The 13,762-nt window shown below is 70.7% G+C and carries 11 protein-coding genes; 7 read left to right on the forward strand and 4 right to left on the reverse strand.

Annotated elements, in window-relative coordinates; translation table 11 throughout:
* Positions 1–252 precede the first annotated feature (252 nt).
* Both OG294_RS25615 and OG294_RS25620 read right to left on the reverse strand, forming a co-directional pair.
* A complete protein-coding gene (locus tag OG294_RS25615; protein WP_327068891.1) occupies positions 253–1,083 on the reverse strand; it encodes a MerR family transcriptional regulator in 831 nt (276 codons plus the stop codon).
* Between the two features lie 93 nt (positions 1,084–1,176).
* Entirely contained in the window at positions 1,177–1,671 is a 495-nt protein-coding gene (locus tag OG294_RS25620; protein WP_327068892.1) for a DUF6879 family protein, read from the reverse strand.
* 461 nt (positions 1,672–2,132) lie between these two features.
* On the opposite strand from OG294_RS25620, the gene OG294_RS25625 reads away from it, so the two are divergent.
* Positions 2,133–3,134 (forward strand): LppU/SCO3897 family protein, encoded by a 1,002-nt coding sequence (locus OG294_RS25625; RefSeq protein WP_327068893.1) that lies wholly within the window; start codon positions 2,133–2,135, stop codon positions 3,132–3,134.
* A 55-nt stretch (positions 3,135–3,189) separates the two neighbouring features.
* Here OG294_RS25625 and OG294_RS25630 read toward each other — a convergent pair whose 3' ends face one another.
* Entirely contained in the window at positions 3,190–3,993 is an 804-nt protein-coding gene (locus OG294_RS25630) for a GntR family transcriptional regulator (RefSeq protein ID WP_327068894.1), read from the reverse strand.
* 331 nt (positions 3,994–4,324) lie between these two features.
* Between OG294_RS25630 and OG294_RS25635 the strand changes: the two genes are divergently transcribed.
* From OG294_RS25635 to OG294_RS25660, 6 genes are all read left to right on the forward strand, one after another.
* Positions 4,325–5,596 (forward strand): extracellular solute-binding protein, encoded by a 1,272-nt coding sequence (locus OG294_RS25635; RefSeq protein WP_327068895.1) that lies wholly within the window; start codon positions 4,325–4,327, stop codon positions 5,594–5,596.
* 108 nt (positions 5,597–5,704) lie between these two features.
* The gene (locus OG294_RS25640) at positions 5,705–6,706 is read left to right on the forward strand and encodes a carbohydrate ABC transporter permease (protein WP_327068896.1); all 1,002 of its coding nucleotides are present in this window, start codon (positions 5,705–5,707) and stop codon (positions 6,704–6,706) included.
* Positions 6,703–7,542 carry a carbohydrate ABC transporter permease gene (locus tag OG294_RS25645; protein WP_327068897.1) on the forward strand — a complete coding sequence of 280 codons (840 nt, stop codon included), beginning with the start codon at positions 6,703–6,705 and terminating at the stop codon, positions 7,540–7,542. The genes OG294_RS25640 and OG294_RS25645 overlap by 4 nt, the downstream gene beginning before the upstream one ends.
* Before the next feature lie 9 nt (positions 7,543–7,551).
* The gene (locus OG294_RS25650) at positions 7,552–9,123 is read left to right on the forward strand and encodes a glycoside hydrolase family 3 protein (RefSeq protein WP_327068898.1); all 1,572 of its coding nucleotides are present in this window, start codon (positions 7,552–7,554) and stop codon (positions 9,121–9,123) included.
* A gap of 293 nt (positions 9,124–9,416) precedes the next feature.
* The gene (locus tag OG294_RS25655) at positions 9,417–10,718 is read left to right on the forward strand and encodes an extracellular solute-binding protein (RefSeq protein ID WP_327068899.1); all 1,302 of its coding nucleotides are present in this window, start codon (positions 9,417–9,419) and stop codon (positions 10,716–10,718) included.
* 485 nt (positions 10,719–11,203) lie between these two features.
* On the forward strand, positions 11,204–12,721 hold the full coding sequence (locus OG294_RS25660) for a sensor histidine kinase (protein WP_327068900.1): 1,518 nt from the start codon (positions 11,204–11,206) through the stop codon (positions 12,719–12,721).
* Between the two features lie 505 nt (positions 12,722–13,226).
* Here OG294_RS25660 and OG294_RS25665 read toward each other — a convergent pair.
* Complete coding sequence (locus OG294_RS25665) at positions 13,227–13,478, reverse strand: WhiB family transcriptional regulator (protein WP_014138019.1); 252 nt, start codon at positions 13,476–13,478, stop codon at positions 13,227–13,229.
* Positions 13,479–13,762 lie beyond the last annotated feature (284 nt).

Raw genomic sequence — 13,762 nt, forward strand, 5'->3', positions numbered from 1 at the left:
CGCAGGGCGAACGGGCCCGCCGGATGGGTTGCGAGGGGACGGAGCCGCGCTCCAGCGCGGCCTCCGACAGCGACCCTAACCGGGGGCTGGTGGCGTGGTCCAGACCAATTGGGTGATCGATGGGTTGCTCTGCGAGATATCTACCGATCCGTCATGTGTGTGCCCGAAACGACGGGTTCGGGTGAACCGGGGCAGGGGTGCGGTACGTTACGGGCCTGGCGCCGTGCGTGCCGTCGCTGCCTCCCGGCCGGCTCAGCGCAGCGCGATCGCGAACTCGCAGTACGGCCCGGCGCCCGTGCCGGCCGGGTCCGGGACCAGCACGCCCCGCAGCCCGCCGGACGGTCGGCGGTGCCGGTCGGCGGCCCAGGCGTACAGGCTCTCGACGGCGACTTCCGCCTGCGCGCTGCTGACCCACCGCCCCGGCGCGTCCTGGCGGACGAACGCCTCCTGGTGCGCGGGCTCGGTGCGCAGCGTGAGGTCGGGGAACCCGGTGGCGACCTCCTCGGCCCGCTCCGCGGGGACGGGCCAGCACCACTCGACCGGGCCGTCGCTGTCCCCGCTCACCTCTCCGTGGTAGACGATGAACGGTGCTCCGGCGACCCCCTCGGTCCGCGGCGCGCCGCCGCCCCGCAGACGGCGGATGAACAGCTCCCGGGTCACCTCCTCCAGCTCGTCCTGGTGGACCCGGCTGATCCGGCTGAGCAGGCTGCGCTCGGGGATGTCGCGGACGGTGACCTCGTACATGGCGGGCTTCTCTCCGTGAAGACGGTCGACGAGGCGGGCCACCAGGACGCGCTGGGCGGCGTGCTCGGCCTCGCTCCAGGCCCAGTGGGCGCGGATCGCCTCGGCGGCCGACGCCGGCTCCAGCGAGAGGACCTCCTTGATCCGCGCCAGCGGGACGCCGAGCCGGCGCAGCGAGGAGACCAGGCGGGCCTGGTCCAGCTGCGCGTCCGCGTACCGGCGGTAGCCGGTCGCCGCGTCCACCCGGGCCGGCACCAGCAGCCCGAGCTCGTCGTAGAGCCGCAGCGCCTTGGGGGAGAGTCGCGACAGGTGCGCGAACTCGCCGATGCTCATCAGGCCCATGGTCGGCTCGCCTCCTCGCCCCGGGCGGGGTGCCCGGTCACCGCCCACTGTGCGGCCTCCCCAAAGGGGAAGGTCAAGGGCACGCGGCGGCGGTCACGGGTGCAGGTGCTCCCAGGTGCTGCGCGCCGGGCCGAGCGATGTGCCACCGGCACGGTCCGGCGCATGCGGAAGGGCCCGGGCCCAGACCGCTTCGAACGCCGCGCTGCAGAGCCTGACGGCGCCGGGGTCCCCGGTGAAGTGGTGGCCGGCCCACGCGCCGTCGTCGGCGTACCAGTGGAAGAGCACCAGGCGGGTGTCGATCAGCCAGAAGTCCCTGCCCGGCAGCGCGATGCCCGAGGCCCTGGTCCGCGGCAGCCAGCGGACCAGCTCGCCGGCGGCGCAGGAGGCGGCCAGGGTGGCGGCGTCGGCTCCCGGCTCGTCCGTGATCCGGGCGCGGCGCAGCACCACGCCCCGCGCCGCGGTCTCGCGGATCAGCTGCACGCCGGGAGCCTCGCCGGTGGTGCGGTAGTTGTCGCGCAGCTCCAGGTGCGCCGCCGTGCGCCGTGCGCCCTGCAGCAGTGTGGTGAAGTCCGGCGCTTTCACTGGCATCGCAAGCCCCCTCGGAGTCCGGGGTACGCCCGCCCGGTTGCGCGCCACCGTCTCCCGAAGCGCCGGTACGGTCAAGGGGCGCACGAGGGTCGCAGCGTCGCCTCAGGAGGCGCTGGGCGAGCCGGACTTGAGGGTCGCGACGAACGCGGCAAAGGAGTGGGTGGGGAGAGCGAGGGCCGGGCCTGCGGGGTCCGTCGGTGGCCGGCCTGTGCCTGCCCGCGCCACGCGCGGACCGGGCCGTCGTGAGCGCCGAGGAGCCCGAGGGCACCGTCCCGGCGAGGGCGACGGCGAGTCAGATCCGGTGCTGGTGGGCCCTACCGGCCCGCCCCGAATCCCGCCCGCGGCTCGTGACGAGCGGTGACCACGCGGTATCTTCATGCGTCGTCCCGGTCGCCCGACCCCGCTGGCCACGCACGCCGGATCGGGGACCGGTGCCATCACCACCAACGGGGAATCACACCTTGAGTTCGCCCTACCCGCCGCCGCAGTCCAACCCGTACGCCACCGCCGCCCCGCCGCAGCAGCCGCAGCCCGCTCCGTACGGCGCGCCGCCGGCCTACGGCGCCCCGGCCCCCGCGTACGGTTCGCCCGCGCCCGCCTACGGCGCCCCAGCCCCGGCCCCGGCCTACGGTGCCCCGGCGCCCGCCTACGGCGCGCCCGCCCCGGCCTACGGCGCGCCCGCCCCGGCCTACGGCGCCCCCGCCTACGGCGCGCAGCCCTACGGCGCCCCCGCCCCCGCCTACGCCCCGCCCGGCGTCCTCACCTGCCGGTTCTGCGGCGGCTTCCCGGCCGTGCAGACGACCGTCCGCGGCCACCAGGGCATGATCATCATCATGCGGTTCCTCCGCCAGCCCGGCCCGTTCTGCCGGACCTGCGGCACGGCGATGGTCCGCCACATGTCGGCCCGCACGCTCGTCCAGGGCTGGTGGGGCTACCTCTCCTCGGTGATGACCCCGATCACCCTGCTGCGCAACCTGGTCGCCCACAACAAGATCAAGCGCCTGCCGCCCGCCGCGCCCGGCCCGCTCGGACCGCAGCTCGACCCGGGCAAGCCGCTGCTTCGCCGCCCGGCGGCGCTGATGCTGCTCGTGCCGGCGGCCGGGATCGCGCTGTTCCTCGCCCTGGTGGTGTTCGGCGCCGCGGTCGGCCACAGCACGAACAGCAACGACAACTCGCCGTTCAACTCCACCGCGGGCCTGCACACCCCGCTGCCGCTCGACATCGTGACCGGCGACTGCCTGCACAACACCGGCACCGACGACAGCCCGGCGCTCAAGCAGCTGCCCTGCTCCGACCCGAGCGCCGAGCTCAAGGTGCTGGGCCGGGTCAACGGCGCCACCGACGGTGAGACCGCCTGCGACAAGTACCCGAACTACGAGAAGTCGTTCACCCACCACGAGACCGGCAACAACTACGTGCTCTGCCTGGTGACGAACAAGCCCGCGGCCGGCGCCGGCACCTGAGCACGGTGATGGCGGTCCGGTTCCCACCGGACCGCCATCACCGAGGAGCCGTCCCTTACTGCCCCGGCCGCTGCAGCCGGGTGATGAACTTGTACCGGTCCCCCCGGTAGATCGACCGCACCCACTCCACCGGCGCCCCCTGTGCGTCGAAGGAGTGCCGCGACAGCTGCAGCATCGGCAACCCGAGGTCCGAGCCGAGCAGCCCGGCTTCGCGCGGGTTGGCCAGCGTGGTCTCGATCGTCTCCTCGGCCTCGGCCACCACCACGTCGTACACCTCGCGCAGCGCGGCGTAGAGCGAGTTGTGCTTGACCAGGTTGCGCCGCAGCGCGGGGAACCGCTTGGCGGACAGGTGCGCCACCTCGATGGCCATCGGGTCGCCGTTGGCCAGGCGCAGGCGCTCGATCCGCAGCACCCGGCTGCCGGGCTTGATGTCGAGCAGCGGGGCGAGGTGCTCGTCGGCGGTGATGTAGCCGACCTCGATCAGCCGCGAGGTGGGCTCCAGGCCCTGGGCGCGCATGTCCTCCGTGTAGGAGGTGAGCTGGAGCGCCTGGGCGACCTTGGGCTTGGCCACGAAGGTGCCCTTGCCCTGGATCCGCTCCAGCCGGCCCTCCACCACCAGTTCCTGGAGCGCCTGGCGCACGGTGGTGCGCGAGGTGTCGAACTGCGCGGCCAGCGCGCGCTCCGGCGGGACCGGGGTGCCGGCCGGCTGGGTCTCGGTGAGCTGGAGCAGGTGGCGCTTCAGTCCGTAGTACTTGGGCACCCGCGCCGCGGCGGGATCGCCCGCCGGCACCTGGGCGGACGGCTCCGCCTGGGGCTCCTCCGCCCGAAGCTGGGCCGTGCTGCCCCCGTCGCTGCTCATGGGCGCTTCTCCGCTCCTCGTGAGGCCCTCCTGGCCCTCACTGCCTCGTTAACGGCACACATCGTTGCACGTATGCCCAGGCGACGGGGAGCGCATCACACGATGAACGATGAGCGGTGTCGGCTTGGTAACGGCTCGTCCGGATTGCTCTTCGGCCCGTTGACACGCCCATTGGTCTAGGCCAAGCTCCAGGCATCTGGTCTACACCACTGCAGACCAACTCATGAATCCCCAGACCATCTCAAGGTTCGCGGCACCATTCCTCCCCTTCTACGGGGATATGCCGCCGGCCACCGATGGGGGGCACCCGGGCATCCCTCAGGAGGATGGCGTGAAGCGTCAGCTCATCGCGGCGGTCGGCGTCGCGGCCATGGTCGTCGGCCTCGCGGCGTGTGGCTCGTCCAGCAAGAAGGACGACAGCGCGGGCGGCAAGCCGGCCAACTACAACGGCAAGACCATCACCGCGTGGCTCATGTCCGGTTCGGCCTCGCAGGCCTGGCAGGACGGCGTCAAGGCCGACTTCGAGTCCCAGTACCCGGGGGCCAAGCTCAACATCCAGATCCAGAAGTGGGACGGCATCGGGGCGAAGGTCACCACCGGTCTGTCCGACAACTCGGTGGACGTGCTGGAGGTCGGCAACACCCAGACCGCCGGCTACGCGGCCAGCGGCGGCCTGCTGGACCTCACCTCGGCCAAGGCCGACCTCGGCGGCAACGACTGGGCCGCCAACCTGAACGCCTCCTCGGTGCTGGACGGCAAGCAGTACGCCGCCCCGTGGTACTTCACCAACCGCGTGGTCATCTACAACAAGGCGCTGTGGACCAAGGCCGGCATCACCGGCACCCCGAAGACGCTGGACGAGTTCTACGGCGACCTCGACAAGCTGAAGGCCACCCAGGGCGTCAGCCAGCCGATCTACCTGCCGGGCCAGGAGTGGTACACCTACTTCGGCCTGCTCGCCGGCCAGGGCGGCCAGATCGCCAAGCAGAACGGCTCGACCTGGGTCGGCAACCTGGAGTCGCCGGAGGCCAAGGACGCCTTCGCGACCTACCAGAAGCTGCAGAGCTACTCGACCGCGCCGAAGGACAAGGACGAGGCCACCCCGGAGCAGACCACCGTCTTCTCCAAGGGTGACGTGGGCGCCATGATCGGCCTGGGCTGGGAGGCCCCGGACCCGAAGGACATCCCGGCCGACCAGGTGGGCTACTTCCCGCTCCCCGGCAAGACCGCGGACAAGCCGTCCGGCGTCTTCCTCGGCGGCTCGAACCTGGCGATCGCCCAGGACACCAAGAACCCCGACCTGGCCAAGGGTCTGCTGAAGATCATGCTGTCGGACAAGTACGAGGGCCAGATGGCCTCCGCCGGCCTGATCCCGAACAAGACCTCGCTGGACTCGCTGGCCACCACCCCGTTCGCCCAGGCCGCCATCCCGGCCTCGGCCAACGGCTCCACCACCCCGAACACGCCGAACTGGGCCAACGTGGAGAACACCCCGAACCCGATCAAGGACTTCCTCGCCGCGGTCCTCCAGGGTGCGGACTACGACTCCACCGCGAAGAAGTACGACGACACCATGACGAAGCTTCTCGGCCAGAAGCAGTAGTCCCCGAGCGGCGTCGCCCGCCCGCCCCCACCACGGAGGGCGGGCGGGCGGCGCCGCCGCCCTGTCTGTATGGCCACTTGTCCGGCCAGGTGTGAGGAAGAGAGAACGATGGCTGTGCAATCGGAGCGGGTGCCCACTCGATCCCCGGAGCCAGGCAACGGTGCCGGGGGCAGCCCGGCCGACGTCGCCACGAGCAGGGTCAGACCGCTGGTCGGTCCGACCCTGCTGGCGCGCAGTACCCCCTACCTGCTGCTCCTGCCCGCCATCGTGGCCACCCTGGCCCTGCTCGGCTGGCCGCTGATCAAGACCTTCGAGCTGTCGTTCCAGAACCTGAACAAGCGTCAGCTGATCCTCCACCTGACCGAGTGGAACGGGTTCGAGAACTACAAGGACCAGCTGACCGACCCTGACTTCTGGCACACCACCGAGCGTTCGGTGGTGTTCACCCTGATCAACGTCGTCGCGATCATGGTCGGCGGCACCCTGGTCGGCATGCTGCTCAACCGGCTCGGCAAGAAGATGCGGATCCTGCTCCAGGCCGGTCTGATCCTCGCCTGGGCGATGCCCATCGTGGCCAGCGCCACCGTCTTCAGCTGGCTCTTCGACTCCCGCTACGGCGTGGTCAACTGGCTGCTGGACAAGCTGGGCTGGCACGCCATGGCCGAGTACAACTGGTACAGCACCCAGACCGGCACGTTCTTCGTGATCATCCTGCTGATCGTCTGGGGCTCGATCCCGTTCGTGGCGTTCAACATGTACGCCGGCCTGACCACCATCCCGACCGAGCTCTACGAGGCGGCCCGGATGGACGGCGCCGGCGCGTGGAAGATCTTCCAGTGCGTGGTCTACCCCAGCCTCAAGCCGTTCTTCCTCAGCACCACGTTCCTCGAGGTCATCTGGGTCTTCAAGGCCTTCACCCAGGTGCTCGCCATCAACGCGGGCGGCCCCGGCGGCCTGACCGCCACGCTGCCGCTCTACGCCTACATCCAGGGCACCGGCAACCAGCACTACGGAGTCGCCTCGACCATCGCCGTGCTGACCATCCTGATGCTCGGCGTGATGATGGCGTACTACTTCCGGATCATTCTGAAGCAGGAGGACGAGCTGTGAGGCGCTCGCTCATCGGACGGAGCTGGCCGAACATCATCGCGGCCGTCCTCTTCGTCTTCTTCGTGTTCCCGGTCTACTGGATGCTCATCACGGCCTTCAAGGCGAACCGGGACATCATCAGCAAGACCCCGGTCTTCCTGCCGCTGAGCGGCACGCTGGACCACTTCAAGGCCGCCACCGGCGCCGCGCAGTTCTGGGAGATGGTCGGCAACAGCTTCACCGTGACGATCATCGCGGTGCTGGCCTCGCTGGTGATCGCCACGCTGGCCTCCTTCGCCGTCGCCCGGATGAGGTTCCGCGGCCGCAAGGCCTTCGTCCTGGTGATCATGCTGGCCCAGATGGCGCCCTGGGAGGTCATGACGATCTCGGTCTACATGATCGTCCGGGACAAGGACATGCTCGACAGCCTGGTCCCGCTGACCCTCTTCTACATGATGATGGTGCTGCCCTTCACGATCTGGACGCTGCGCGGGTTCATCGCCGCGGTGCCCAAGGAGCTGGAGGAGTCGGCGATGGTGGACGGCTGCACCCGTTTCCAGGCCTTCGTGAAGGTGGTCTTCCCGCTGCTCGCCCCGGGCCTGATGTCGACCTCGCTGTTCGGCTTCATCACCGCCTGGAACGAGCTGCCGCTCGCGCTGATCCTGGAGAAGTCCACCGGCCCCGGCACCGCGCAGACCCTGCCGCTCTGGCTGACCTCGTTCCAGAGCGTCTTCGGTGACGACTGGGGCGCCACGATGGCCGCCTCCACCCTGTTCGCCATCCCGGTCCTGGTCATTTTCCTGTTCCTCCAACGCAAGGCTGTCGGCGGGATGACCGCCGGCGCAGTGAAGGGCTGATCGGCCGCCATGAGCATCCTCATCCCGAGCATCCCGGACAGCGACCAGCTGCACCGCGACGCGATGACCGTCCTGCAGCCCGGCTTCGAGGGCACCATCACCCCGCCCGAGTGGGTCCGCCGCCACCTGGCGGCCGGCCTCGGCTCGGTGGCCCTCTTCGGGCGCAACGTCACCGACCAGGCCCAGCTGGCGGCGCTCACCGCCCAGTTGCGCCAGGAGAACCCCGACCTGCTGATCGCGATCGACGAGGAGGGCGGCGACGTCACCCGCCTGGAGGTGGGCAACGGCTCCTCCTGGCCGGGCAACCTGGCCCTCGGCGAGATCGACGACCCGGCGCTGACCCGCGACGTGGCCCGCGAGCTGGGCCGGGCGCTGGCCGCCTGCGGCATCAACTACAACTGGGCTCCCTCGGCGGACGTCAACTCCAACCCGGGCAACCCGATCATCGGCGTGCGCTCCTTCGGTGCCGACCCCGAGCTGTGCGCCCGGCACACCGCCGCCTGGGTCGAGGGCCTGCAGTCGGCGGGCGTGGCCGCCTGCGCCAAGCACTTCCCCGGCCACGGTGACACGGCGATCGACTCGCACCACGGCCTGCCGATGATCGGCGTGGACGAGGACCTGCTGCGCTCGCGCGACCTGGTGCCGTTCCGGGCCGCCGTCGAGGCCGGCGCCAAGGCCCTGATGAGCGCGCACATCATGCTCCCGGCGGTCGACCCCGTGTGGCCGGCCACGCTCAGCCGGGCCGTGCTGGGCGGGCTGCTGCGCGGCCGTCCGGAGGACGGCGGGCTCGGCTACGAGGGCCTGATCGTCACCGACGCCATCGAGATGGGCGCGATCGCCAACACCTACGGCATCGCGGACGGCACGGTGCTGGCGCTGGCCGCCGGCGCCGACGCGATCTGCGTGGGCGGCGGGCTCTGCGACGAGGAGACCGTGCTGCGGCTGCGGGACGCGATCGTGGAGGCGGTCCGTTCGGGCCGGCTCCCCGAGGAGCGGCTGGCCGACGCCGCCGCGCGGGTGCGCTCGCTGGGCAGTTGGACGCGACTCGCCCGGTACGGAAAGGCAGGGCAGGCCGCGCCCACCGAGCCGGACCTGTCGATCGGCCTGCGGGCCGCCCGCCGGGCGCTGCTGGTGACCGCCGACCCGGCGCAGCCGTTCACGCCGGTGACGGACCGTCCGTACGTGGCCTCGTTCTCGCCCGAGGCCAACATCGCGGTGGGCGACGAGACCCCGTGGGGCGTGGCCGGCATGCTGGCCGAGCGCTTCCCGGGCACCCGCGCGCTGAGCGCGGGCCCCGCCGACGCCGCGGACGGGCAGCTGGACGCGCTGGTCGACCGGGTGCTGGGCGAGTCCGACGGGCGCCGCCTGGTGCTGGTCGTCCGCGACCTGCACCGGCACGCGTGGATGGCGGCGACCGTGCACCGGCTGCTGGCCGCCCGCCCGGACGCCCTGGTGGTGGAGATGGGGGTGCCGCAGGCTGCGCCGGTCGGCGCGCTGCACATCGCCACCCACGGCGCCGCCCGGGTCTGCGGCCTGGCCGCCGTCGAGGTGCTCACCGGTCAGCCGACGGTGCGCTCCTGAGGCTCGCCGTGCCTCGCTGATACTTTCTGCGAGGCCCGCCGTGCCTCGCTGGTACTTTCTGACCGCCGCTCAACAAATGGGCCCCGTGGTGGAATTACTCCACCGCGGGGCCCAATTGTCGTTTTTGCCTTCTGAGTGCACGTCAATTGTCATGCCTTAAGCAAGGATTAAGACACAGATTCACAACGGCACGCCGGGAGTCCCCTGGAGGGCATTGACAGCCGGATTGACCTGGGCCAGGCTCCAGAAATCTGGTCTGAACCAATGGCGGCAGACCATTCCAGGAGGACAGCGTGAAGCGTCAGTTCATCACCGCGTCCGTCGCAACCGTGCTCCTCGCGAGCGCGGCCGGCTGCGGCACCAGCACAAGTCCCAAGGCCAGCGCGTCTGTTGACCCCAGGGCCGTCACCGGCACGCTGACCGTCTGGCTGATGAACGACGCGGAGAACAGCTGGCCCGACCTGGTGCAGCAGGTCAACGACGAGTTCGGTGCCCAGTACCCGGGTGTCACCCTCAAGTTGAGCTACCAGACCTGGGCGGACAAGGTGAACAACCTGGACGCCGCGCTCGCTTCGGGCAAGGCTCCGGACGTGGTCGAACTGGGCAACACCGAGACCATGAAGTACATCCTGAACGGCTCGCTGGCCCAGGTGAACAAGAGCGACTACGAGAACTCGGACAGCTGGATCCGCGGCCTGGAGAACACCTGCACCTACAACGACAAGCTTTTCTGCGTGCCCTACTACGCGGGCGCCCGGGTCGGCGTCTACAACTCCGCGATGTTCCAGCAGGCCACCGGCAGCGCGGACTTCCCCACGACCGAGGACGACCTGACGGCGGCCCTCGACAAGCTCCAGGCGGCCCACAAGGGCGACAAGTCCTTCTCGCCGCTCTACCTGCCGGGCCCCTACTGGTACGCCGCGATGTCCTACGTCGCCGCGTACGGCGGCACGATCGCCCGCTTCGACTCCACCGGCAGCTGGCACGGCACCCTGGAGGACCCGAAGTCCCAGCAGGGCATCTCGCACTTCATCGACCTGGTGAAGCGGTACAACCACGGTGATCTGACGGTCAACGAGCTGCACCAGTCCGACGTGCTGGGCAAGCAGCAGGCCGCGGCGATCTACGGCAACGCCTGGGAGGCGACCAGCGCCGTCACGCCGCCGGGCGGCGACCCCGCACTCAAGGACTCGCTCAAGGTGGCCGCCTTCCCCGGCCCGAACGGCAAGCCGCTGCCCAGCTTCATCGGCGGCTCCGACCTGGCGATCACCGCCAAGACCCAGGTGAGCGGGCCGGCCACGGCCTGGGTGAAGCTCTTCACCAGCGCCAAGTCCGAGGCCCTGCTGGCGAGCAAGAACATCCTGCCGAACAACCTGACCCAGCTCGACCCGCTGCGCTACAAGCCGGCGACCGCGGCGGCGGCCAACTCGGTGCCCGACGCCTGGTTCACCCCGGTGGCCCCGGGTTGGGGCGCGGTGGAGAAGAAGAACGTGCTGGGCGACATGCTCGGCGCCATCCTGGCCGGCCAGTCGGTGGACCAGGCGACCAAGGCGGCCGACGCGCAGATCAACCAGTTGATCAACAACCCGTCCTAGTGCGGCACTAGGTGGACAACGTCTCGCCGGTGATCGCGGGCGGTCTTCGGCCGGCGGGACCAGGTGGACGGCGGCCTCGGCGGGCTTCGCGCTGCCGGCCGGGGTGCCCGAGGAGCTGCAGAGCACGGGGAGTCGCAGTGCGCAGGAGTCCGGACAGCACTACGGGCCACGGCGCCGACACAGGACCCTCAACCTGTGCGGCACCGCAGCCCGGAGCTGTCGTCGGCCGCCTTGGCGCGCTGTCGGGACTGTGCGGGGTCCCGGCGGCGCGGCGGCCGACCGAGGAGGGGCCGCGCGCGGTCAGGGCAGTGTGCGCGGGGGGCCTCTCCTTGGTGCTCCTCCATTGTGGACTAGACCAATCTGGGTTGTCCAGGAGATGCCCAGAATTGGTCTGGACAACTGCCGGGCCCATCGCCGATGACCGACGACCGCCGCCGGCCCGCCTCGACCGGCCGCCCGGGCCGCCCGCGGGCTACCCTCGCGGTGTGCCCTCGTTGAACGAACTCGTCCGCCGCCACACCACCCTCACCGGTGCCGATGTGGAGTGGCTCCACCTGCTGGTCTCGGAGTGGCAGCTGCTCTCCGACCTCTCCTTCGCCGACCTGGTGCTCTGGATCCCCACCTGGGACGGCATCCGGTACGTCTCGGTGGCCCAGATGCGGCCCAACACCGGACCGACCTCCTACCAGGACGACATGGTCGGCCACCTGGTCCCGCGCGGGCGCCGCCCGCTGCTGGACGCCGCCTTCGACGAGGGTCGGATCGTGCGCGAGGGCGACCCGGAGTGGCGCGAGGAGGTGCCGGTCCGGGTCGAGTCGATCCCGGTGCGCCGCGAGGGCCGGGTGCTCGGGGTGATCGCCCGCAACACCAACCTGCTGACCGTGCGCACCCCGAGCCGGCTGGAGCTCACCTACCTGCAGAGCGCCTCCGACCTGGCCCAGATGATCGCTGCCGGAACGTTTCCCTACGCCGGCGAGCAGGTCGACATGGACGCGGCCCCCCGGGTCGGCGACGGCCTGATCCGGCTGGACGCCGACGGCATCGTCACCTACGCCAGCCCCAACGCGCTCTCCGCCTACCACCGCCTGGGCCTGACCACCGACCTGGTGGGCGGTCACCTGGGGCGCACGACCGCCGAGTTGGCGCCCCCGTCGCGCGGGCCGGTGCACGAGGCGCTGGTGAAGCTCGCCAGCGGGTGGGCCCCGCGCCAGTCCGAGGTGGAGGCGCAGGGGGGCGTGGTCACCCTGCGTGCGATCCCGCTCAAGCCCAAGGGCGTGCACACCGGCTCGCTGGTGCTGGCCCGCGACGTCACCGAGCTGCGCCGCCGCGAGCGGGAGCTGATGACCAAGGACGCCACCATCCGGGAGATCCACCACCGGGTGAAGAACAACCTGCAGACGGTGGCCGCGCTGCTGCGCCTGCAGTCCCGCCGGATGGACTCGGACGCCGGGCGGGCCGCGCTGGACGAGGCGGTGCGCCGGGTCGGCTCGATCGCCATCGTGCACGAGACGCTCTCCCAGACGCTGGACGAGCAGGTGGCCTTCGACGAGATCGCGGACCGGGTGCTGGCGATGGTGATGGAGCTGTCCCAGGACGGCCAGGTGAACACCAGGCGCAGCGGCAGCTTCGGCATCCTGTCGGCCGAGGTGGCCACCCCGCTGGCGATGGTCCTCACCGAGCTGCTGCAGAACGCACTGGAACACGCGTTCGGTGACAGGGCCACCGGCAGTGTCTTCGTCACCGCGCTGCGCGGCCGGGCGCCGGTCAACGGCAAGGGTTGGTCCGACAGTTGGACGGGCGGTTCGAAGCCGGAGGAGTACCTGCTGATCACCGTGCAGGACGACGGCCGCGGCATGCCGGAGGGCTTCGACCCGCAGCAGGGCGGCAACCTCGGGCTGCAGATCGTGCGGACGCTGGCCACCGGTGAGCTGGGCGGCACCTTCGACATGGTCGCGGCGCCGGACGGCGGCACCAAGGTGGTGTTGGAGATCCCGGTGCGATAAGCGGTTCAGCGGCGCGCCGTACTGCGTCAACTCCGGTGCGCAGTACGGCAGATCGATGCGCGCCGGGGGCCATGAGGGGCCCGCAGGGGGAGCGGGGGCCGCTGGGAGCAGAAGAAACGAGGCCCTGTCGACCGGGGGGGGAGGGTCGACAGGGCCTCTCAACCCGTTCCGGCCGTCGGGGGGAGTCGGTCGGAACGGGGGCTCTGGTGATGCGTGACACCGTCGGCACGGGCGGCGGTCACTGCCGGGCTGCTCATCGCGTCATATTGCGTACGGTGAGCGTCCCAGGTCCACGATATTGCTCTGAGTGAACAGTATCAAGTGTCCGGACCGAGCCGGGCCGAAGTGTCGGGGTCGCCACGCCGGTCGGCTGCCTGGTCGGCAGCCCGGTGTGTGACGGCTCCTGCGGAAGGCTTCGACGGAGTGGCGGTCGAAGCCTGTGATCATGTGTTGATCGGTACTTCAGTGGTGCGGTACTTCAGGGTGCGGTGCGCGAGGCACTCGCTCAGGCGGTGCGGGCGCGGTTGCGGGCTGCGCGGCGCTTCATCGCACGACGCTCGTCCTCGCTCATGCCGCCCCAGACGCCGGCGTCCTGGCCGGTCTCCAGAGCCCACTGCAGACACTGCTCCATGACGGGACAGCGGCGGCACACGGCCTTGGCTTCCTCGATCTGCAGCAGAGCAGGACCGGTGTTCCCGATCGGGAAGAACAGCTCCGGGTCCTCTTCGCGGCAGACAGCGCGGTGGCGCCAGTCCATGGTCGTCCAACTCCTCCGGTCGCCAGGCGGTGGCCCGGCCGACACAATCGATGGCTTGTGAATGTGAACGCTTTCACGAATCCCGCAACGGCAAAAGGGACCTAAGGCCTTCACGGCCCGGCAGTCTGTGCAGAGGGGGGTTCGGGCGAAACCCGAGGGCTCCAGGCAGCCACAGGTGCCAGGGGGTGCTCGGTGGGGCCGTCTCGCTTGTCCCGCTGCGAGGCGTCCCGTTCGCCATGTAGAGGTTCGCAAACCTCGGGCCTGGATACAACCCCCTTCGAGGA

This window comes from Kitasatospora sp. NBC_01302, from assembly GCF_035976515.1.
GTDB lineage: Bacteria > Actinomycetota > Actinomycetes > Streptomycetales > Streptomycetaceae > Kitasatospora.